This is a genomic window from Duganella sp. GW821-FHT07G03, assembly GCF_059418605.1.
In genome coordinates, this window is the sequence record NZ_JBWKQE010000026.1 from 58,412 (window position 1) to 78,561 (window position 20,150).

At 65.0% G+C, this 20,150-nt stretch carries 20 protein-coding genes; 4 read left to right on the forward strand and 16 right to left on the reverse strand.

Annotated elements, in window-relative coordinates:
• Positions 1 to 41: 41 nt before the first annotated feature.
• On the reverse strand, positions 42 to 1,295 hold the full coding sequence (gene icd, locus AC07OK_RS25955; RefSeq protein ID WP_494692963.1) for an NADP-dependent isocitrate dehydrogenase: 1,254 nt from the start codon (positions 1,293 to 1,295) through the stop codon (positions 42 to 44).
• A 159-nt stretch (positions 1,296 to 1,454) separates the two neighbouring features.
• Between icd and AC07OK_RS25960 the strand changes: the two genes are divergently transcribed.
• On the forward strand, positions 1,455 to 2,015 hold the full coding sequence (locus AC07OK_RS25960; protein WP_217940588.1) for a pseudouridine synthase: 561 nt from the start codon (positions 1,455 to 1,457) through the stop codon (positions 2,013 to 2,015).
• A 72-nt stretch (positions 2,016 to 2,087) separates the two neighbouring features.
• Here AC07OK_RS25960 and AC07OK_RS25965 read toward each other — a convergent pair whose 3' ends face one another.
• Entirely contained in the window at positions 2,088 to 2,378 is a 291-nt protein-coding gene (locus tag AC07OK_RS25965) for a hypothetical protein (RefSeq protein WP_494692964.1), read from the reverse strand.
• Positions 2,379 to 2,603: 225 nt separating this feature from the next.
• Positions 2,604 to 2,870, reverse strand: a complete 267-nt coding sequence (rpsT, locus tag AC07OK_RS25970; protein WP_008446456.1) for a 30S ribosomal protein S20 — start codon at positions 2,868 to 2,870, stop codon at positions 2,604 to 2,606.
• A gap of 191 nt (positions 2,871 to 3,061) precedes the next feature.
• Between rpsT and murJ the strand changes: the two genes are divergently transcribed.
• The gene (gene murJ, locus AC07OK_RS25975; protein ID WP_494692965.1) at positions 3,062 to 4,612 is read left to right on the forward strand and encodes a murein biosynthesis integral membrane protein MurJ; all 1,551 of its coding nucleotides are present in this window, start codon (positions 3,062 to 3,064) and stop codon (positions 4,610 to 4,612) included.
• A gap of 62 nt (positions 4,613 to 4,674) precedes the next feature.
• Here murJ and AC07OK_RS25980 read toward each other — a convergent pair whose 3' ends face one another.
• The 12 genes from AC07OK_RS25980 to gspG form a co-directional block, all read right to left on the reverse strand.
• The gene (locus AC07OK_RS25980) at positions 4,675 to 5,157 is read right to left on the reverse strand and encodes an FxDxF family PEP-CTERM protein (protein ID WP_494692966.1); all 483 of its coding nucleotides are present in this window, start codon (positions 5,155 to 5,157) and stop codon (positions 4,675 to 4,677) included.
• Between the two features lie 379 nt (positions 5,158 to 5,536).
• Positions 5,537 to 6,235: a type II secretion system protein gene (locus AC07OK_RS25985; protein ID WP_494692967.1), complete on the reverse strand. Its 699-nt coding sequence runs from the start codon at positions 6,233 to 6,235 to the stop codon at positions 5,537 to 5,539.
• A complete protein-coding gene (locus tag AC07OK_RS25990; protein ID WP_494692968.1) occupies positions 6,235 to 6,615 on the reverse strand; it encodes a type II secretion system protein in 381 nt (126 codons plus the stop codon). Before AC07OK_RS25990 ends, AC07OK_RS25985 begins: the two co-directional genes overlap by 1 nt.
• Positions 6,609 to 7,085 (reverse strand): prepilin-type N-terminal cleavage/methylation domain-containing protein, encoded by a 477-nt coding sequence (locus tag AC07OK_RS25995; RefSeq protein ID WP_494692969.1) that lies wholly within the window; start codon positions 7,083 to 7,085, stop codon positions 6,609 to 6,611. The genes AC07OK_RS25990 and AC07OK_RS25995 overlap by 7 nt, the downstream gene beginning before the upstream one ends.
• Positions 7,086 to 7,089: 4 nt before the next feature.
• Positions 7,090 to 9,075: a secretin GspD/PilQ domain-containing protein gene (locus AC07OK_RS26000; RefSeq protein ID WP_494692970.1), complete on the reverse strand. Its 1,986-nt coding sequence runs from the start codon at positions 9,073 to 9,075 to the stop codon at positions 7,090 to 7,092.
• The gene (locus AC07OK_RS26005) at positions 9,075 to 9,614 is read right to left on the reverse strand and encodes a hypothetical protein (RefSeq protein ID WP_494692971.1); all 540 of its coding nucleotides are present in this window, start codon (positions 9,612 to 9,614) and stop codon (positions 9,075 to 9,077) included. Before AC07OK_RS26005 ends, AC07OK_RS26000 begins: the two co-directional genes overlap by 1 nt.
• Positions 9,611 to 10,174, reverse strand: coding sequence for a hypothetical protein (locus tag AC07OK_RS26010; RefSeq protein WP_494692972.1), 564 nt, complete (start codon positions 10,172 to 10,174; stop codon positions 9,611 to 9,613). Before AC07OK_RS26010 ends, AC07OK_RS26005 begins: the two co-directional genes overlap by 4 nt.
• Positions 10,159 to 10,704, reverse strand: coding sequence for a PilN domain-containing protein (locus AC07OK_RS26015; protein ID WP_494692973.1), 546 nt, complete (start codon positions 10,702 to 10,704; stop codon positions 10,159 to 10,161). Before AC07OK_RS26015 ends, AC07OK_RS26010 begins: the two co-directional genes overlap by 16 nt.
• Positions 10,701 to 11,555 (reverse strand): hypothetical protein, encoded by an 855-nt coding sequence (locus tag AC07OK_RS26020; RefSeq protein ID WP_494692974.1) that lies wholly within the window; start codon positions 11,553 to 11,555, stop codon positions 10,701 to 10,703. Before AC07OK_RS26020 ends, AC07OK_RS26015 begins: the two co-directional genes overlap by 4 nt.
• Complete coding sequence (locus AC07OK_RS26025) at positions 11,548 to 13,263, reverse strand: GspE/PulE family protein (RefSeq protein WP_494692975.1); 1,716 nt, start codon at positions 13,261 to 13,263, stop codon at positions 11,548 to 11,550. Before AC07OK_RS26025 ends, AC07OK_RS26020 begins: the two co-directional genes overlap by 8 nt.
• Complete coding sequence (locus tag AC07OK_RS26030) at positions 13,260 to 14,456, reverse strand: type II secretion system F family protein (RefSeq protein WP_217940603.1); 1,197 nt, start codon at positions 14,454 to 14,456, stop codon at positions 13,260 to 13,262. Before AC07OK_RS26030 ends, AC07OK_RS26025 begins: the two co-directional genes overlap by 4 nt.
• 30 nt (positions 14,457 to 14,486) lie before the next feature.
• Entirely contained in the window at positions 14,487 to 14,930 is a 444-nt protein-coding gene (gspG, locus tag AC07OK_RS26035) for a type II secretion system major pseudopilin GspG (protein ID WP_494692976.1), read from the reverse strand.
• A gap of 374 nt (positions 14,931 to 15,304) precedes the next feature.
• On the opposite strand from gspG, the gene AC07OK_RS26040 reads away from it, so the two are divergent.
• Together AC07OK_RS26040 and AC07OK_RS26045 are read left to right on the forward strand one after the other, a co-directional pair.
• A complete protein-coding gene (locus AC07OK_RS26040; RefSeq protein WP_494692977.1) occupies positions 15,305 to 16,075 on the forward strand; it encodes an NF038120 family PEP-CTERM protein in 771 nt (256 codons plus the stop codon).
• A 29-nt stretch (positions 16,076 to 16,104) separates the two neighbouring features.
• On the forward strand, positions 16,105 to 19,290 hold the full coding sequence (locus AC07OK_RS26045) for a S8 family serine peptidase (RefSeq protein WP_494692978.1): 3,186 nt from the start codon (positions 16,105 to 16,107) through the stop codon (positions 19,288 to 19,290).
• Between the two features lie 53 nt (positions 19,291 to 19,343).
• On the opposite strand, the gene AC07OK_RS26050 is transcribed toward AC07OK_RS26045, so the two are convergent.
• Positions 19,344 to 20,150 (reverse strand): LuxR C-terminal-related transcriptional regulator, encoded by an 807-nt coding sequence (locus tag AC07OK_RS26050; RefSeq protein ID WP_494692979.1) that lies wholly within the window; start codon positions 20,148 to 20,150, stop codon positions 19,344 to 19,346.

Consider the following 20,150-nt stretch of genomic DNA (forward strand, 5'->3'; position numbering starts at 1 on the left):
CTCCATTGCAGAAGCGGGGCTGATGTGCGTCGGTGGCCGGCTTACATCTGCTCGATCATCACGTCGCCGAAGCCGGAGCACGACACTTGGGTCGCGCCTTCCATCAGGCGGGCGAAGTCGTAGGTGACCTTCTTCGAGTCGATGGCTTTCTCCATCGATTTGATGATCAGGTCGGCCGCCTCCATCCAGCCCATGTGGCGCAGCATCATTTCGGCGGACAGGATCAACGAACCCGGGTTCACATAGTCCTTGCCGGCGTACTTAGGTGCGGTGCCGTGGGTGGCCTCGAACATCGCCACCGAGTCCGACAGGTTGGCGCCCGGCGCGATGCCGATGCCGCCCACCTGCGCCGCCAGCGCGTCGGAAATGTAGTCGCCGTTCAGGTTCAGGGTGGCGATCACGCTGTACTCGATAGGACGCAGCAGGATCTGTTGCAGGAAGGCGTCGGCGATCGAATCCTTGATGATGATGTCGCGGCCGGTCTTCGGATTCTTGAACTTGCACCATGGACCGCCGTCGATCAGCTCGGCGCCGAATTCTTTTTGCGCCAGTTCATAGGCCCAGTCACGGAAGCCACCTTCGGTGTACTTCATGATGTTGCCCTTGTGGACGATGGTCACCGATGGCTTGTCATTGTCGATGGCGTACTGGATCGCCTTGCGCACCAGGCGCTGCGTACCTTCGATCGACACCGGCTTGATGCCCAGGCCCGAGGTTTCCGGGAAGCGGATCTTGGTGACGCCCATTTCCTTGATCAGGAAGTCCATCAGCTTCTTGGCGCCTTCCGAACCCTGCTGGTATTCGATGCCGGCGTAGATGTCTTCCGAGTTCTCGCGGAAGATCACCATATTGGTCTTTTCCGGCTCTTTGACCGGCGACGGCACGCCGGTGAAGTAGCGCACCGGGCGCAGGCAGACGTACAGGTCCAGCTGCTGGCGCAGGGCCACGTTGAGCGAACGGATGCCGCCGCCGACCGGGGTGGTCAGCGGGCCCTTGATCGAGACCACGTAGTCCTTCAGCACGGTCAGGGTTTCTTCCGGCAGCCAGACATCCGGGCCGTACACGGTGGTCGATTTTTCGCCGGCGAAGATTTCCATCCAGCTGATCTTGCGCTTGCCGCCGTAGGACTTGGCCACCGCCGCGTCGATCACCTTGATCATGACCGGGCTGATATCGACGCCGGTGCCGTCACCCTCGATGTAGGGAATGATCGGGTTATCTGGTACATTCAGGGAAAAATCGGCGTTGACGGTGATTTTTTGGCCGTCGGCAGGTACTTTGATATGCTGATACATCGTGATCTCCGAAATGGACGTTGCCGGTTTGGTACATTTATCCTAGGTCTTCTATAAGACATAAGACTCTGTTTCACATTATGCACCAGTATTTTAGTGGGCGCTACGGTTTTCCTCCACCGGCCGTCAAGCCTACACCAAAATCATCTTAAGAGAAGTATGTCCCTCATTCTATTTAACAAACCTTTCCAGGTGCTGTGCCAGTTCTCGCCGCAGGACGGCCGCGCCACCCTGGCCGACCACCTGAAGATCCCCAACATCTACCCCGCCGGCCGCCTCGACGCCGACAGCGAAGGCTTAATGCTGCTGACCGACGACGGCAAGCTGCAACACAGCATCGCCCACCCCGACCACAAGGAAGCGAAGATTTACCTGGTGCAGGTCGACGGCGTGCCGGACGCCGACAGCCTGGCCCGGCTGCAGGCGCCGCTGGACCTGGGCGACTTCGTCACCAAGCCATGCAAGGCGGTGCAAATCGCCGAGCCGGCGTGGCTGTGGCCGCGCAATCCGCCGATCCGCAGCCGGGCCGAACACCCGACCAGCTGGCTGGCGATCACGCTACAGGAAGGCAAGAATCGCCAGGTGCGACGCATGACGGCGGCCGTCGGCCTGCCGACCTTGCGGCTGGTGCGCAGCGCCATCGGCGCCATCTCGCTGGCGACCCACCCACTGATGCCGGGCGAGTGGATGGAGGTGTCGGCCAAGGACCTGGCCGGGTAGATTGATGCGTTGCAGCAAATAAAATTCTGCTTTTCGCGCGTTTTTGTGTCAACTGGAAATTTTCGGGCAGCGTTAATGAGATAGATTCATCTGAATCTTCGTTTTTTTTAGCCGGTTCAATCCACTGCCAAAGGAACTCATCATGTCCAAGATCATCGCTGCCCTGGTTGCCTCCCTGTTTGCCGCTTCCGCTTTTGCTGCCGCCCCATCGGCGTCGGCATCCGCTTCGGCCGCGGCTTCGGCCCCGATGGCATCGGCCCCTTCCGCATCGGCCTCCGCCTCCGCTTCCGCACCAAAAGCCAAGAAAGCCAAGCACAAGAAAGCATCGGCAGAAGCTTCGGCGTCGGCTTCGATGCCAGCCAAGTAAGCGCTGCCACCCCAGCAAGCCGGCCTCGGGCCGGCTTTTTTTACGTCCACGCATGCGAAAAAACCCGCGCTAACCAGAGGCCAGGCGGGTTCTTGCTTTAAGAAGGCGCTTCAAAATGACTGTGGCGTCGTTTCGGCTCCTTGCCGTGCAGGCGCACTGCCTTCGTCGCCGCGCCTAGCCACACTCATTTTGAAACGCCTTCTACATCCCAGCGAGGGGAATTAAGCGGACAGTGCCTTCAGGGCAGCTGCCAGACGGCTCTTATGGCGAGCTGCCTTGTTTTTGTGGATGATCTTCTTGTCCGCAATGCTGTCGATGGTCGACACGGACGATTGGAAGATTGCCGTCGCAGCAGCTTTGTCGCCGCCTTGGATCGCTTTGCGTACTGCTTTGATAGCGGTACGCAGGGTCGAACGCTGGGACGAGTTGTGAGCGTTTTGCTTGACTGCTTGACGAGCGCGCTTGCGCGCTTGTGCGGTATTTGCCATGGAATTTCCTAAAACAGGGTAAAGGTGCGTTTGCAAACATTATTGTTTGCCAAACAGGTGCGTTCAGTGCGTCTGCCGAACCATGTGAGTCAAACTACTGCCTGCCAAACATTAGTGTCTGCGTAACAGAATTCTGTACAGCCTGCGATTATAGCGATGTTTTCTGTCAGGAGCAACTATAATCACTGCCCATGAACTTGCTTAAAACTCTAGCCGCCATCTCCAGCATGACCATGCTGTCCCGCGTAACCGGATTATTGCGTGAAACCTTGTTTGCCCGTGCCTTCGGCGCCGGCGCCTACACGGACGCTTTCATCGTCGCGTTCCGCATTCCCAACCTGCTGCGCCGCCTGTTTGCCGAGGGCGCCTTCTCGCAAGCGTTCGTGCCGATACTGTCCGAGTACAAGAACCAGCACGGCCAGGAAGCCAGCAAGACGCTGGCCGACCATGTGGCCAACACGCTGGTGTGGTCGACCTTGTTCGTCAGCGCGCTCGGCATTATAGGCGCGCCGTTGTTTGTTTACCTCATCGCCACCGGCCTGGACAAGCAACCGGGCGCCTTCGACGCCGCCGTCTGGATGACGCGGCTGATGTTCCCCTATATTAGCTTCATGGCCTTCGTGGCCATGGCCGGCGGCGTGCTCAACACCTGGCGCGAGTTCAAGATCCCGGCCTTCACGCCGGTGTTGCTGAATATATCCTTCATCGCCGCCTCGCTGTTCCTGCAAGCGCACCTGGAGCAGCCCATCTATGCGATGGCGATCGCGGTGTTCGTCGGCGGCATCTTGCAGGTGGCGATACAGATCCCGGCGCTGATCAAGATCGGCATGCTGCCGCGCCTGTCGTGGAATCCGGCGGCCGGCCTGGGCGATCCGGGCGTGCGGCGCGTGCTGAAGAAGATGGGACCGGCCGTGTTCGCCGTGTCGGCCGCGCAAATCAGCCTGATGATCAACACCAGCATCGCCTCGCGCCTGGCCGAGGGCAGCATTTCCTGGCTGTCCTACGCCGACCGCCTGATGGAGTTCCCCACGGCCCTGCTGGGCGTGGCGCTGGGCACGATTTTGCTGCCCAGCCTGTCCAAGGCCAAGGCCGATGGCGACACCCAGGAATATTCCGACCTGCTGGACTGGGGCCTGCGCCTGACCTTCCTGCTGGCGCTGCCTGCAGCGGTGGGCATGGCCGCGCTGGCCAAGCCGCTGATCGCCACCCTCTTCCACTACGGCAAATTCACCGACGAGGCGGCCACGCAGTCGTCCTACCCGCTGATCGCCTACAGTGCCGGCCTGCTGGGCATCATCCTGGTCAAGACGCTGGCGCCGGCGTTCTATGCGCGCCAGGACATCCGCACCCCGGTCAGGATCGCCATCGGCGTGCTGATCGCGACGCAGCTGATGAACTGGATATTCGTGCCGTATATCAAAGTATCCGGCCTGGCGCTGTCGATCGGCCTGGGCGCCTGCATCAACGCCAGCTTCCTGTATGCCGGACTGCGCAAGCGCGGCATTTACACGCCCAAGCCGGGCTGGCCGCTGTTCTGCGCCAAATTGGCGGTGGCGTGCGTGCTGATGGGCGCTGCCGCGTGGTTCGGCGGGCAGCAGGTGGACTGGCTGGGCATGCAGCACCACACGCTGCTGCGGATCGGCGCGCTGCTGCTGTTGATCGGCGTGTGCGGCGCGGTGTACTTCGCGGCGCTGTTTGCAATGGGCTTCCGCCTGCGCGACGTCAAACGCACGGCCCGATGAACTGGAAACGCCGGACGTAAAAAAACCCGCCGAGGCGGGTTTTTTTACGTCACAGCTGAAACTTAAGCTGCTTTTTTTGCTTTGCGACGAGCAACAACACCCATCAGAGCCAGGCCGCCCAGCAGCATGCCGTAGGTTTCTGGTTCTGGTACCGCGGTCACGGATACGTCACCCGAGTAACCGAAGGCTTTGTTAGCCTTGGTAGCGCCGCCGACCAGGGTCAGCGCGAACGGTGCCAGGCCGGTGTATTCAACGTCAATGAATTGCAGTTTGGTGCCCGTATAGGTGCCGGTAACGCCGTTCAGCTTGGTCAACGCCTGGTTCCAGGTGATGTTCTGCGAACTGATGGTCAGGCTGATGTCGTACTTGTGGCCAGCGGTTACGCCGGCAAAAGTAATCACGTCGTCGCCGCCATCCAGAATCGTCGGGGTTGCGGTGAACGATATAACATCAGTCAGATCCAGCGTTACAACTTGGTCACCAGCAAATGCGCTAACCGAAGCGGCGGCCAGCAGCGCGCCAGCAACGAAAGATTTCAATTTCATGTGATTTCCTTAATCAAACGAATTGTGGCTGCGCTTTCGCCAACCACCGTAGTGTTAATAGGAGTGTAGAAGTGCTACGGGACAAATAATAGCATAACAGCACGAAATGTCATTGTAAATTTTCCATTTTAGTTTACGTGAGAGCAACTTATTTCACAGTGCAAAATACCGTAATGCAACGCAATAAATTTTGTACTTGTTTTATGCAAGCAACGCACGGTTTGATGGATTTTTTTGCCTTGCCAGCACAAATGCGAGGTCTTCCGAGGCGGACGGAGCGGTTCGAGCACCACCGGCGGCAAATCCCAGGCGCAGCGCTATTTTGTTGTGCATTTGACACAGTTGCGGCCGGTGGCGCCTCTCCGGCCTAGCTTGGTCGTTATTCTTGCGGCACCGGCGGCGGTTCGGGCACCTCAGGCTCACGCGGCTGCGGCGGCTCCTCCGGCGCGGACGGTGGCGCGGGTGGCGCGGGCGGCGCGTCGGCTGGCGGCGCCGGCGGCGTGGGAGGACTTGGAGCAGCTGGCATCGGCGGGCTTGCCGTTTGTTGCTCAACCACCCTGGCGGAGATTTGCGGCGCTGGCCCAGTCATCAAACTTGGCTCCGGCCCCGCCTGGGCCATCGCAAACTTCCAGTCAGAAATATGGTTCTTGCTTTCAAACCCGGAATAGCGCGTGGGGAAATTCCCTATCTTTACTGGTTTTGCCGAGGACAGGCTGTACACCGCCAGCACGCCGACCTTGTCGCCGAGATAGACGATGCCCCACTCCGCCGTGCCCGTCATGGGATCGACGAACATTTTGCGCAGATGCCGGCGGGTGCCGGGAAAGCGCGGATCCTTCAGCAATTCCTTCAGCGACGGCGGCTGCGGCGGCAGGCCGGCGGGTGTGGCGTCGGCATAGCTTTTCAGGGCGTCGCTGAAGGCGGCGCCGATATCGAGCAACTCCTGCTCCGCCCGGCTGCGTTGTATCACCGCGCCCAGCTTCAACGCCGACGCCGTCACCAGCCCGATGATCGCCAGCAGGATGATCAGGCTCAGATAGGTAAAGCCGCCGCTGCGGCTCCGGCGTCGCGCGCTCATCACCAGTCGGCGTAGGGTTTGCCGCTGCGGTCGTTGCCGGGGGCGCCGCTCTTGATGTTGTACACGCCGCCCTTGGTGGCGTCTTCCGGCGGCACGATGACCCACGTGGTATCGCTGTCGGTGATCGGATCGACCGGCATCGCCCGCAGGTACTTCTTGTCCACCAGCTGTTCCAGCGAGTCGGGATAGCGGCCGGTGTCGCCGTAGTACTGGTCCAGCACCTGCCGCACATTGCGCAGGTTATCGGCCAGCACCACCTCCTTCGACTTGTCGATGCTGGGGAAGTAGCGCGGCACGGCCAGCGTCAGCATCAGCGCGACGATGCCCAGCACCACCAGCAGCTCGATCAGCGTGAATCCTTTGGTCTTCATGTTCACCATCTTTTGTAGGGTACGCCGTTCAGGCCGGTCTTGTCGCTCAAGCTGTAGACGTCGTAGACATCCTCGCCCTCCTTCGGCTGGTCGGCGTCGCTGGCGTAGCTGCGCTTGCCCCAGGTCTGCGACTCGCTCAGCGTGGCGTCCGGGTTGAACGGATCGCGCGGCACCCGGCGCAGGAAATACATCTTCAGATGCTTGGGGTTCTGCAAATCCGGCACGCCCTCCACCAGCAGGTCGAGCGTCTTCGGATAGCCGGTCGCGGCCAGCGTCTTGGCGACCCGGCCCTGGTCGTAGGCCAGCTTGTAGGCGTCCAGCGCGGCGCGGATCTGGTGCAGCGCCTCGCGCAGCTCCTGCTCCTGGCGACGCTGCACCACCACTTGCGCGGTCGGCACCACCAGGGCGCTGAGCAGGCCGAGGATGGCCAGCGTCACCAGCAGCTCGATCAGCGTGAACCCACGGCCGCGTTTCATCATGGGCTTACTGCACCGGTTGTTGCTGCGGCTGCGGCTGTTGCTGCTGCGGCTCCGGCTCGGGCGGCGGCAGCACCGGCTGCGGCTGTTGTCCCTGGCTAGGCGGCAGCGGCGCCGGCTGGCCCTGCGAGATCGGCATGGACTGCACCGGCAGCGGCGGACGCACCGGCGCCGGTGGCGGCAAGGCGCCCGGCGATGGCGGCATCGCCACGTTGGGGCGTGCGCTCAGGTCCGGGCGGCGGCGGAAGCTCGCCTCCGTGCCAGCCGAGAATTCCGACGCGGCCGCTTCCGGGCGCTGCACGTTGCGGATCAGGTGCGGCGTGATCGACAGCACGATCTCGGTCTTCTGGCTGTCGTCACGCTTGCTGCCGAACAGGCGGCCGATGATGGGCAGGTCGCCCGCGCCCGGCACGTGGTTGGCGGTGCCGCGTTCTTCGTTGTTGATCAGGCCCGCCAGCACCTGGTTCTCGCCATCCTTCAACTGCAGCATGGTGGTGGCCTGGCGCGTGCCGATCTGGTAGGCCGTGCCGCCGCTCTTGGTGGTGATGGTGCCGGTCAGGTTGCTCACCTCCAGCTGCACGCGGATCGCCACCTCGTTGTTCAGGTAGACCGTCGGCTCGACGTTGAGCGTCAGGCCGACGTCGACGTAGGTCACGTTGTCGCTGGCGAAGCCGCCCACGCCGGAGGACACGGTGGTGGTAATCACCGGCAGCTTGTCGCCGATGACGATCTTGGCCTTCTCCTTGTTGCGCACGCGGATGCGCGGATTGGCCAGCAGGTTGGAATCCGTGTCGTTCTTGTTGGCGTTGACGCCGAGCGCGATGCCGGTCACGCCGATGGTGCGCTGGTTCAGGTTATTCAGGTCGCGGATGGTGATGCCGGTGCCGCCCGAAGTCGACAAAGGCGTCAAGCCGACACCGGTCGGCCACACCACGCCCAGGTCCATCACGCTGCCGCGCTTCACTTCCAGGATCTCCACTTCCAGCATCACTTCCGCTTCCGGCGCGTCCTGCAAGGCCACCAGTTTCTCGGCCAGGCGGATCGCTTCCGGGCTGTCGCGCACGATCAACAGGTTGAGTTTTTCATCGACCACCACGTCGCGCGACTTGAGGATGGTCTTGAGCGTGTTGGCCACCAGCTTGGCCTCGGCGTTGGCCAGGAAGAAGGTCTTGACCGTCATCTCCTGGTATTCCTTCAGCTTGGCCGCCACGTTCGGGTAGATCAGGATGGTGTTCGCATCCATCACCTGCTGCTCCAGCTGATTGGTCAGCAGCAGGAAGTAGATCGCCGATTCGACGGTGCTGTTCTTCAGCAGCACGGTGGTGCGCTGGTCGGTCTTGACGTCCTTGTCGAACACGAAGTTCAGACCCGAACGGCGCGAGATCACTTCGAACACCTGCTTGAGCGGCGCGTCGCGGAACTCGATCGAGATCGGCTGCTTGTAGGCTTTCGACAGGCCCGGTTCCGCCGCCGGCGGCGCGATCTTGTCGCTGGCCTCGCGCAGCATCAGGCGCGCTTTGTCGTTGGCCGGATTTTCGGTCAGCACCGCGTTGAGCTTTTGCCTGGCCAGTTCGTACTCGCCCTTGTTCATATGCTCGGCGGCGGCGGCCATTTGCCTGGTCTGGCGGTCGTCGCGTTCCAGCGCGCGCAGGCCGGCGCGGGCGCGCTCGTTGAGCGGGTCCAGCGCCTGCACGCGGCGGAAGCCCTGCTCCGCCAGCGCCAGCTGCCCTTCCGACTGCTGGCGCTCGGCCTGGTCGAGGAAGCGCAGCGTGGCGCGGTCGCGCGCCAGCAGATAGGCCGAGCGGTATTCGGCGTTGCCCGGTTCGGCCTTGACGGCCTCCTGGTACTTGAGCAGGCCCGCTTCCAGCTGGTCCTTGGCGATCAGGTCGCGGCCATCGCGATAGGCCATTTGTCCGGCGCAACCGCTCAGGGCGATCGCCAGCATGGCAGGCAGCGCGGCGCGGCGGCCCAAATTCTTCAGATGACTAGCCATCAGTCGAGGACTCCAATATTGATCTGTTGTACCTGGTTCAAAGGCAGATAGGTCACGGACATCAGCGGCGGCGCGATCTTCTCGACCCGATACGTGCCGTCGATGACGGTCTGGTTTTTAACGACGTAAGTCTTGTCGCCACGCGCCAGGTAGACCTCCCAGGCGCCGTCGGCGACGGCCTTGCCGATCACCGTGAACGGCATCGGCGGCGCCACCGGCGCTGGCGGCGGAGCGTTCGATACGGGCGGCGGTGGCGGCGGGGGCGGATTCCAGTTCTGTCCCTGGAACACACCCTCGCCCGATGCGAAGGTCGCCTCGCCGGATTCGCCGACCAGCATGGCGCGCGGCGTCAGGCGCAGGATCGCCACCTCGGCCTGCGGCTTGGCTTCTTTGCCGGCGCGCGGCGCCGGTACGGCCGGCGTGGCGCGGCTGCGCGTCACCGGCTCGGCGATATCGCCCGCCGGCGAGTTATCGCCGAACAGCACCAGGCCACCGGCGACGGCCAGCGCGAGACCCATCGCGATTTGATAAGGCTTCATGGCTCGCCGTCCTTCAGGTACAAGGTAAAGCGCAAACGCGCCTCCACCGTGGGTTCGGCGATGGCTTCGCGGCGGAAGCCGACTTCGTCCAGCGATGCGAACGGCATGTCGCGCAGGCCCTGCATGGCGAACTGCCAGATCGATTGATACGGCCCCTTCACCGGCAGCAGGATCTGGTAGGTGCTGACGCGGCTGGCCTTGTCGTAGGCGGCCTTGTATTCGCCCTGGCTCAGCGACAGCTTGTTCTTGGCCGCCAGGTCGAACAGCACCTTGACCTGCTGCTCGGCGTAGCGCTTCTCGCCCAGCACTTCGTAGAAACCGGCCAGGTTCTGGTTGGCCGACGGCGGCGGCGGTGCGGTCACCAGCGACGCAGGCGTCGGCAAGGGGCGCGCCATCAGCTGCGCCTGCGCCGCACGCTGCGGCAGCAGCCACGCCCACGCAGCGGCGCCGGCCACGCACAGCGCGATGGCGATGCAGGCCGGCGCGCCCAGGCACACCAGCACCAGCCGCGCACGCAGCACGATGGCGGCCAGGTTGATCTTGGTCATCGGGCTATCCATGTCGCCTCCAGCTGGAAGCGCAAGGGCCGGTTCGGATCCTGCTCATTGATTTCATGACGGGTCAGCATCACGCCGCTGAACAGTTCCTGCTGCTTCAACTCCGCCACGTAGGCCACCATGTCGTCGCTGTTCTTGGTTTCGGCGGTGATCTTCAGCACCTGCTTGCGCGGGTCAGGCTCCATCGCCACCAGCGCGACGTTGCGCGGCGTGGCTGCGGCCACCGCATCTTGCAGTTCGCGCCACGGCAGGTTCAGTTGCAGGATGGCGCCGTTGACGAAGGCGGCCTGCCCTTCCGGTATCGCCACCTGCGCCACTTCCACCGGCCGCGCCGAGATGGCCGCCGCGCGTTCCTGCAAGTGGTGCAGTTCATGCTCGCGCAGGCGCTTTTGCTCGACCAGCTTCCAGCCGCCGAAGGCAGCGGCGGCGCTCAGCAGCAGCCCCGCGCCGGCCAGCGCCAGCACCGCCGGATGGGTGTGGAACAAGGTGCGGCGCAGGCTGCGCGGCGCGAAGTCGATATTCATACTCTTCATGTCGTGCTCCCGCCGCGCGCCAGCAGCGCCATCGTCGACAGGCCGCCGCTGGAAGCCTGCTGCACCTGGTCCAACACGGCGCAGGCGATGTGCGCGGGATTGCTCACCGGCTTGCTCCACACGGCCGGCGCGGCGCCGCACACTTGCAGCAGCTCCGGCTCGGGCATGTCCAGCAGCAGCGCTTCGCGCTTCAGCGTCTGGCCCAGCCAGTATTGATCGGCGCCCTGCCCGACCGGCATCGGCAAGGCGCGGATGGCGCGGATGCTCTTGCCATCGGCTTCGATGGCGGCCAGCGTCAGCAGGTGGTCGTGCGCCAGGCCGAACCATGCGCCCGGCTTCACGCCGCGCCGCCAGCGATTGTAGGCGCTGATGAAATGCGGCTCGATGCCGACCACGTGCAGCTTGAATTCCTGCGCCACCAGCCGCAGCACGGCCAGCAAGGAGCGCGGCACGGCGGCGGCGAAGAACGGCTGCGTGGCGCTCCAATCGCCCGAGATCTGCCAGGCCGCCGGCGCTTCGCCGTACAGCGCCTGGAAGCGGAAGCCCGCCGCCGCTTCGATGTCGGCCAGGCGCGCCGCCGCCGGCGGCGGCGTGACGCGCCACAAGCGCGTCAGGTCGTCGGCCAGCACGATGCAGACCGGCCAGCCGGCCACGCTCTTGTCGCCAAGCTGTTCGCCCAGCAGCGCGCGCAAGGCATTGGCGATGGCGTCGAACGGATGCTCGCCCGACGGCGCGAACGCATGCTCGGCCAGCACCGTCACCGGTTCGCCGCGCCAGCGGCTGGTGCGCAGCAGGCTGACGGCAAAGCCGGAGACGCCGATGCGCAGTGATTGTCCAATTGCTCTACGCATGCAAGGTTACTCGTTTGATTTCGGACAGCGTGGTGCCGCCCCGTTTGACCAGTTCCAAGGCCGCCAGGCGCAGGCTGCGCGTGCCGTTCTCGTAGGCCGCCTGCTTGATCTGGCGGATCGGCCGCTTGTCGACGATCAGCTCGCGGATCTCGTCGTTGAGCGTGAGGATCTCGGCGATCGAACGGCGGCCCTTGTAGCCGGTGCCGCGGCAATCGCCGCAGCCCTTGCCCTGCATGAAGCGGTAGTCGTAGACGTCGGCGCGGGCCAGGCCCACGCTGGCCAGTTCGTGGTCGTCCGGCGTGTACTGCGCCGCGCAGTGCGGGCAGTTGATGCGCACCAGGCGCTGCGCCCAGATGCCGTTCAGGGCCGACACAAACGCATACGGGTCGATGCCCATGTGGGTGAAGCGGCCGAACACGTCGAACACGTTGTTGGCGTGGACGGTGGTCAGCACCAGGTGGCCCGTCAGCGCCGACTGCACGGCGATTTCCGCCGTCTCGCGGTCGCGGATCTCGCCGACCATGATCTTGTCCGGGTCGTGCCGCAGGATGGAGCGCAAGCCCTTGGCGAAGGTCAGGCCCTTCTTTTCGTTGACCGGGATTTGCAGGATGCCCGGCAGCTGGTACTCGACCGGGTCCTCGATGGTGATGATTTTTTCGCGGCCGTTGTGGATCTCGGTCAGCGCCGCGTACAGCGTGGTGGTCTTGCCGGAGCCGGTCGGGCCGGTCACCAGCAGCATGCCGTAGGCTTCCTGCGCCAGCACGCGCAAGGTAGCCAGCGACGGCGCGTCGAAGCCCAGCGCCTCCAGCGTCAGCGAGCCGTAGGCCTCGATCATGGCGCGCTTGTCGAGAATACGGATCACCGCGTCCTCGCCGTGGATGCTCGGCATGATGGAGACGCGCAGGTCGATCTCGCGCGAGTTGGCCTCGACGCGGAAGCTGCCGTCCTGCGGCACGCGGCGTTCGGCGATGTCGAGCTCCGCCAGCACCTTCAGGCGCGAGATGATCTGCTCGGCGACGTCGATGCCGTTGACCGAGGTGGCGTGATCGAGCACGCCGTCCACGCGGTACTTGACGGCCAGGCCGCCGGCGGTGCTTTCCAGGTGGATGTCGGAGGCGCCGGCTTTCAAGGCGTCGTACAGGGTCGAATTGACCAGGCGCACGGCGGGACTGGCCGCTTCCGACACCGAGGCGAACGACAGCACGGCGGCGGTCTTGCCGTCGCGCCGGCCTTCGCTGGCGCCGGGCAGCAGCGTGTCGGTGGCGCGCGCCGACTCTTCCTGCTTCGACAGATAGGCCTGGATGTCGGCCTGCAGCGCCAGCCGGGTTTGCAGCGGCGCGTGCGGCGTGGCGCGCGCCTGCGTGCCCAGCCAGGTTTGCAGGTCCAGGTCGAAGGGGTCGGCGATCACGCCGACCACCGTGCCGTCGTGCCCGCGCAGCAGCACAGAATGACGAGCTAAAGCCTGGGATAGTGGCAGCAGCTCGAAGGCCGGCGTGTAGCCCAGCATGTCGATGGTCTCCAGCACCGCCATGCCGAACGGCTGCGCCAGCGCCTGCACCACCAGGCGCGGTTCCATGTCGGTCAGCGCGACCAGTTCCTCGACCAGCGTGCGCTTCGATTGCTGGCGCAGGTGGCGCGCGCGCGCCACCAGGGCCATGTCCAACGCCGGCGTTGCGGCGACTAGGTGGGGGGTGGCCTGGGCCGTCATGACATGTCTCCGGCCAGATCGAAAATCGGCATATACAGCAGCACCACGATGGCGCCGACCACCAGGCCGATCGCGGCCATCAGCAGCGGTTCAAAGGTGCGGGTAAAGCGCTCTATCCAGCGGCTGATTTCGCCGTCGTAGAAGGCCGCGGATTGGGTCAGCATCGGGCCCATGTCGCCGGTGCGCTCGCCCACCCGCAGCATGCGCAGCGAGATCGGCGTGGTCAGGTGGCTGGCCTCGAAGGCGGTCGACAGCGGCAGGCCCGATTCGATGTCGGCGCGCGCCGCTTGCAGGTTCTGGCGGATGCCGGCCGAGACCATGCCCTGCACGGTCTCGATCGCATGCACGATGGTGATGCCGCCTTCGCTGAGCATGCCCAAGGTCAGGTACAGCCGCGACAATTCGTAGATGCGCACCCGCTCGCCGATGCCGGGCAGGCGCCCCATCAGGCGGGCGAAGCCGCCGTTGCCCATCAGCTGGCGTACGCCCAGCACCAGCGCGCCCAGCACGGCGGCGATGCCGCCCAGCAGCACGGTCGTATGCGCGCCGGCGAACTGGCCCCAGTTCAGCATCTGCTGCGACAGCCACGGCAGGTTGCGGCCGGCGCCCTGGTAGACCTCGGCAAAGCGCGGCACCACATAACCGATCAGGAACAGGCTGACGCCGCCGCCGACCAGCAGCAGGATGCATGGATAGATCGCGGCCGACACCAGCTTGCCGCGCACCAGGTCGATGCGCTGCTGGTAGTCGATGAAACGGGACAGGGAACGCGGCAGGTCCGAGGTTCCCTCGGCGGCCTTGACGATGCCGATGTACAGCGGCGGGAACAGTTCGGGCTGCTCGGCCAGCACGGCGGAAAAACGCTGGCCTTCGCGCAGGCCGGCCAGCAGGCGTTCGAGCACGCTGCGGGTGACGGGGCTGGTTTCCTTTTCCAGCAGCGCCTCCAGGCCCTCGACGATGCCGAGGCCGGCGGTCAGCAGCGCCAGCAGCTCCTGGCTGAACAGCACCAGCGAGAGGCCCTTGCCGCGCGCCTTGCCGCCGCGCAGGCCGAGCCCGCCCCGCACCGGCGCGATGGCGCTGACGTACAGGCCGCGCGCCTCCACCTGACGGCGCGCGTCGGCCTCATCACGGCCATCGATCACCAGATGGGAGATGGCCATATCGGCCGACAAGGTGCGGACATCGAACTGCATGGCGAAAACTACTTTCCGTGACGGCGAGACTTATTGTGAGGTGATGTCGGCGTCTTCGCCGGTACCGCCGGGCTGACCGTCGCGGCCCAGCGATGTGATTTCAAATTCGGACTTGCTGCCGGGCGCCTTGTATTGGTAAGGATGGCCCCAAGGATCGGGCGGCACGCCCTTCTTCAGGTACGGTCCGTTCCACTTGGCGCCCGCCGTGGCCGGCGCGACCAGCAAGGCGGCCAGGCCCTCATCGGTGGTCGGGTAGCGGCCGACGTCCAGGCGATAGGTGTCGAGCGATTTTTCAAACGCTTCGATCTGCGCCTTGGCGATGGTCACTTCCGACTTGCCCAGTTGGGCGAAATACTTGGGACCGACATACGCCGCCAGCAAACCGATGATCACGATGACGACCAGCAATTCCAGCAGGGTAAAGCCGCCAGCCTTGTGAGCCGCGGACTGACGGTGTTTCTTTGCAACTTCCATCCGAACCACTCCTTAATTCGCACGCCTTGAGGGCGAGATGTCAGAGGCTACCACGCGGATTGCATACCGGACAATCTTTTCTTGAAAGTCGACACCACGGCACGAAAATAGCAAGTTTTCCATCTTTTATTTTTTAGCAATTTGTGGTGTTTTCATCACGTTTCCAAAATAAAACTATAAGAATTTCGTCATCAAACTGTCATGGTCAAAACAAAACTAAGCGCGGAAAAATGGCTTTAAACAAGTATAAAAATCGTTGACCAATTGCCTACTTAAATTGTGATTATGCCTATACTCGACAGCAACCTGATCAATGAGCAAATCAGGGGTTGAGGGTGTTGTCAAATACATTAAAACATCAAAGGGGTTTTCCTATGCAAGATGATTTCGTCTCTACCGCCGCGCAGTCACCGCTGCACCGCGTGCTGTCCCGCTCTATCAAAGCGGCACTGGCCGGCTCGCTGGCGCTGGCTATCCTGCCAGCCGCCCATGCCACCACCACCATCGACTTCAACAACCTCACCGGCGCGGCGATGTACCACGGTGAAACGTCGTATGTGAACAACGGCTTTTACATTACAAACTTCTCCAACTCCAGCTCTGCCCAACTCGGCGACTACGTCGGCATGATCGTCGACGACGGCGCCAACCAGTGCGCGCTGAGCCTGCAGTGCCCGATCACCAACACCCCCTACCTGGCCGCCGTCAACGACAGCGCGATGTACGCCCAGCGCGACCAGGATCATCAGAGCTTCCAGATCAAGTCGTTCCAGGCCGCCTTCCTGGGACCGGTCGACCCGACCAATCCCAGCGTGACGGGCTTGCTGGCGATTGAGGCCCACGGCGCGTCCGGCACCCAGACGGCCACCTTCAACCTCGGCGCCCCCGGCCCCCACGGCTTCGAGTTCGCCAACTACACCACCAGCGGCGCCTTCAGCACCACGCTGTTCTCCGCGTTCTATGTCTACGGCTACGCCTGCAACGCCACCGGCTCCTGCACCGCGTTCAACAGCGACCGCGGCCAGTTCGCGATCGACAACATCGTCACCTCGGCCGTGAGCGCCGTGCCCGAGCCGTCGAGCTGGATGATGCTTGGCGCCGGCCTGCTGGGCCTGGCAGCCGCCGCCCGCCGCCGCAAAGCCTGAAGCCCCCCTCACGTTCAAGGATAACAACAATGATGAAACTCAATCCTGTGGCCGCAGCCGTGGCGCTGTTGCTGGCCGGCGCCGCGTCGCTGGCCCACGCCGACGACACCCGCCGCTCCTACATCGTGCAACTGGCCGACAAGCCGGTCGCCGCCTACAACGGCGAAGTGGCCGGCCTGGCCGCCACCCAGCCGGCGCCCGGCTCGCGCCTGCAGATGGGCGCGCAAACGGTGCAGCTGTACATGGACTACCTGGACCAGAAGCAGGCCGACGTCAAGGCGCTGGTGCCGAACGCGCCGATCAACCACGACTACAAGGTGGTGCTGAACGGTTTCTCGGCCATGCTGACCGACACTGAAGTGCGCACCCTGCAAGCGAACAGCGCCGTGTCGACCATCACCGCCAACACGGAAAACCACCTGCTGACCAACTATACCCCGACCTTCCTCGGCCTGGACGGCCCGAACGGCCTGTGGGCACAGCTGGGCGGCAAGGAACACGCCGGCGAGAACATCGTCATCGGCGTGGTCGACGGCGGCATCTGGCCGGAAAACCCGTCCTACGCCGACCGCGTCGACGGCAACGGCGTGCCGACCTTCGACCAGGGCGGCAGCATCGCCTACAGCGCGCCGGCCAACTGGAACGGCACCTGCCAGACCGGCGAAGGCTTCACCGTGGCCTCCTGCAACAACAAGCTGATCGGCGCGCGCTACTTCAAGAGCGGCTTCGACGCCTCCGGCAAAGCGCTGCACTGGACCGAATTCGTCTCGCCGCGCGACTCGGTCGGCGGCACCGTCGGCCACGGCGGCCACGGCACCCACACGTCGAGCACGGCGGGCGGCAACAACGGCGTGCCCTCGGTGCTGAACGGCATCCCGATGGGCGCCGTGTCGGGCATGGCGCCGCGCGCGCGCATCGCCATGTACAAGGTGTGCTGGTCCTACAACGACGCCACCGACGCCACCGGCGGCAAGAACAGCTGCTGGACCGACGACAGCGTGGCCGCGATCGACCGCGCCGTGCAGGATGGCGTGCACGTCATCAACTACTCGATCAGCGGCGGCACCACGCCGAACGACGCGGTCGAGCAGGCCTTCCTGCGCGCCACCAACGCCGGCGTGTTCGTTTCGGCCTCGGCCGGCAACGACGGCCCGGCGCAAACGGTCAACCACATCGGACCGTGGCTGTCGACCATCGCCGCCGCCAGCCACAACCGCTTCCTCAAGGCTGACGTCAAGCTGGGCAACGGCGCCAGCTACAGCGGCGCCTCGCTCAACATCGACGCGCTGCCGGCCGGCACCCCGATCATCCGCTCGGAAGACGCCGCCGCGGCCGGCGCCAACGCCAACCTCGTCAAACTGTGCTACAGCGCCGGCTCGAACGGCGGCGTGGCCGTGCTCGACCCGGCCAAGGTGGCCGGCAAGATCGTCACCTGCGTGCGCGGCACCAACGCCCGCGTCGACAAGAGCCTGGCCGTCAAGCAGGCCGGCGGCGTCGGCATGGTGATGGTCGACAACGGCGCCGGCCTGGTGGCCGAAGTGCACTCGGTGCCGACGGTCCACCTGTCGGCCGCCGATGGCGCGCTGGTCAAGGCCTACGCCCAGCTGGCCAACAGCAGCGCCGCGCTGACCCACTTCGTCAACGCGGTCGGCTCGTCGCCGGCGCCGGTGATCGCCAACTTCTCGTCGCGCGGTCCCAACCTCAGCGACGGCAACGTGCTCAAGCCCGACATGGCGGCGCCCGGCGTCGACATCCTGGCCGGCGTGACGCCGGAACTGACGCCGGCGCAGCAAGCCTCGCTCAACACCGGCACCCTGGCGCCGCAAGCCGCCTGGGCGCTGTACCAGGGCACCTCGATGGCCGCGCCGCACGTGGCCGGCGTGGCCGCGCTGTTGCGCCAGCAGCATCCGGGCTGGTCGCCAGCGGCGATCAAGTCGGCGCTGATGACCACCGCCACCCCGACCTTCGGCGACGGCCTGGCCGGCACCCAGCAGGGCATCCTGCCATGGGCGCAGGGCGCGGGCCACATCAATCCGTTCGGCACCATGCTGCACCCGGCCGACGGCCAGTCCTACAACCCGAACGGCGCCACCGATCCGGGCCTGGTGTACGACGCCGGCGCGACCGACTACAAGAAATACCTGTGCGGCGCCGGCGTCGCCAGCCAGTGCAGCAGCGGCTCCCTGGCCGGCTACAACCTGAACCTGCCGTCTATCACGCTGGGCAATGTGCTGGGCAGCGTCACCGTCAGCCGCAGCGTCACCAACGTCGGCACGGCGCAGGCGACCTACACCGCCAGCGCCAGCGTCAGCGGCTACACCACGGTGGTCACGCCGTCGTCGCTGAGCCTGGCGCCGGGCGCGACCGGCAGCTTCACCGTCAAGCTGACCCGCACCAGCGCCGCCGACAATGTCTGGCAGTATGGTGCGCTGACCTGGACCGATGGCAGCCACATCGTGCGCATCCCGGTCACGGCCCGCAGCGGCAAGCCGATCACCGCGCCGGCGCTGCTGGCCAGCACCAAGGTCACCGGCAACACTTCGCTGAGCATCGGCACCGGCTTCTCGGGCCGCATGAACGTCGCCAGCGGCGGCATGAAGGCAGTCACCAAGAGCGCCATCATGACGGTGGCCGAGGCGGTCACCGGTACCGTCGACTCGGTCGATCAGGTGAAGGCGGCCTGCAACAGCGGCGCCACCGGCACCACGGTGGTACCGGTCAGCATCGCCGCCAACACGGTGGTGGCGGCGTTCGAACTGTTCAATGCCGACACCAGCTCCGGCAACGGCGGTGACGATCTCGACCTGGCAGTGCTGAGCGGCGGAAACGTCGTCGGCTACAGCGGACACGGCGGCGCCAACGAGGCGGTGATCCTGACCTCGCCGGACGCCGGCAGCTACAGCGTGTGCGTGATCGGCTACGCCGCCGCCAACGGCAGCGCGACCGACTTCAAGCTGTCGTCGGCCGTGGTGACCCGCGGCGACACCGGTGGCGCGCTGCGGGTCGCCGTGCCGAGCCAGGTGTACGCGGCCAGCACGGCGTCGGTCAGCGCCAGCTGGTCCGGCCTGGCGGCCGGCACCCGCTACTACGGCGGCATCCAGTACCTCGGTCTCGACAGTAGCGTCGCCGCCACCACGGTGCTGAAAGTGGAAACCAATAATCCGGTGCCATTGGCGCAGCCAGACCGGATCGCACGCGGCGTCGGCGCCCAGTAAGCTGTCGACGCGGTGCATGGCGCCGGGCCGCGAGGCCCGGCGCTTTTTTTTGCTCAGGCGGCGCGCGCCAGCGGCGCCGGCGCCTGCTCGAACAAGTGCAAGGCCATGCCGCGCGCGATGGCGTGGGCGCGGTTGGACACGCTCAGCAGGCGGTACGTCCGCTGCAGGTGGTTCTTCACGGTCAGGCCGCTGATGCCGAGGATCAGGCCGATTTCCTCGTTGCTTTTGCCCTCGCGCACCCAGTGCAGGATTTCCATCTCGCGCGCGCTGACCGGCCGCGCCAATGCGCCGGCGCGGGCCTGGCGTTGCTGCTGACCGACCCGTTGCAGCGCCAGGTGCAGATGCGGCAGCAACAGTTCGAAGAAATAGGCGTGGCGCGGGCGCGGCCTGTGCGGCAGGCCGAACAACGCGAAGAAGGTCGAGCCGCCCGGCAGGCGCTCGGTGCCGTGCAACAGCAGGTTGTCCAGGCCCAGCGCGCGCAGCTCGTCGGCGAACGGCGCCAGCGGCTGGCGCGGCGCGTCCAGCGGCCCGGTAGCGCTGGCGCTGGCGTCCAGCAGGGCCGGCAGCCGCACGCCGTCGCGGCAGTGGCGCGCCAGCCGCAGCGCCAGGCCGTCGGCCTTGTCGGCCAGGCGGGCCAGCAGGCCGGCGTCCAGCACCGTGCTGTGCATGCATTCGACGTGTTGCAGCTCGTCCTGGGCGCCGAACTGCAGGCAGACCATGATGCGGTGCGGCAGCAGCGCCTGGAACTGGCCCTGGGTCCACAGGCACAGCTGGCGTGCCTGGCGCACCGGCAGCACCGCTTCGATCGCGTGCAGCAGGTATTCCTGCTCCAGCTTGCTCAGGATGACCAGTTGTTCCAT

Bases quoted from the DNA above. Each gene is read 5' to 3' on its own strand.
- AC07OK_RS26020 (WP_494692974.1), bottom strand. From the start codon at position 11,555: ATGCGTAGAGCAATTGGACAATCACTGCGCATCGGCGTCTCCGGCTTT.
- AC07OK_RS26050 (WP_494692979.1), bottom strand. From the start codon at position 20,150: ATGGAACAACTGGTCATCCTGAGCAAGCTGGAGCAGGAATACCTGCTG.
- icd (WP_494692963.1), bottom strand. From the start codon at position 1,295: ATGTATCAGCATATCAAAGTACCTGCCGACGGCCAAAAAATCACCGTC.
- AC07OK_RS26010 (WP_494692972.1), bottom strand. From the start codon at position 10,174: ATGGATAGCCCGATGACCAAGATCAACCTGGCCGCCATCGTGCTGCGT.
- rpsT (WP_008446456.1), bottom strand. From the start codon at position 2,870: ATGGCAAATACCGCACAAGCGCGCAAGCGCGCTCGTCAAGCAGTCAAG.
- murJ (WP_494692965.1), top strand. From the start codon at position 3,062: ATGAACTTGCTTAAAACTCTAGCCGCCATCTCCAGCATGACCATGCTG.
- AC07OK_RS26015 (WP_494692973.1), bottom strand. From the start codon at position 10,704: ATGAAGAGTATGAATATCGACTTCGCGCCGCGCAGCCTGCGCCGCACC.
- gspG (WP_494692976.1), bottom strand. From the start codon at position 14,930: ATGGAAGTTGCAAAGAAACACCGTCAGTCCGCGGCTCACAAGGCTGGC.
- AC07OK_RS26040 (WP_494692977.1), top strand. From the start codon at position 15,305: ATGCAAGATGATTTCGTCTCTACCGCCGCGCAGTCACCGCTGCACCGC.
- AC07OK_RS25985 (WP_494692967.1), bottom strand. From the start codon at position 6,235: ATGAGCGCGCGACGCCGGAGCCGCAGCGGCGGCTTTACCTATCTGAGC.
- AC07OK_RS26000 (WP_494692970.1), bottom strand. From the start codon at position 9,075: ATGGCTAGTCATCTGAAGAATTTGGGCCGCCGCGCCGCGCTGCCTGCC.
- AC07OK_RS26005 (WP_494692971.1), bottom strand. From the start codon at position 9,614: ATGAAGCCTTATCAAATCGCGATGGGTCTCGCGCTGGCCGTCGCCGGT.
- AC07OK_RS26030 (WP_217940603.1), bottom strand. From the start codon at position 14,456: ATGCAGTTCGATGTCCGCACCTTGTCGGCCGATATGGCCATCTCCCAT.
- AC07OK_RS25960 (WP_217940588.1), top strand. From the start codon at position 1,455: ATGTCCCTCATTCTATTTAACAAACCTTTCCAGGTGCTGTGCCAGTTC.
- AC07OK_RS25990 (WP_494692968.1), bottom strand. From the start codon at position 6,615: ATGGTGAACATGAAGACCAAAGGATTCACGCTGATCGAGCTGCTGGTG.
- AC07OK_RS26045 (WP_494692978.1), top strand. From the start codon at position 16,105: ATGATGAAACTCAATCCTGTGGCCGCAGCCGTGGCGCTGTTGCTGGCC.
- AC07OK_RS25980 (WP_494692966.1), bottom strand. From the start codon at position 5,157: ATGAAATTGAAATCTTTCGTTGCTGGCGCGCTGCTGGCCGCCGCTTCG.
- AC07OK_RS26025 (WP_494692975.1), bottom strand. From the start codon at position 13,263: ATGACGGCCCAGGCCACCCCCCACCTAGTCGCCGCAACGCCGGCGTTG.
- AC07OK_RS25995 (WP_494692969.1), bottom strand. From the start codon at position 7,085: ATGATGAAACGCGGCCGTGGGTTCACGCTGATCGAGCTGCTGGTGACG.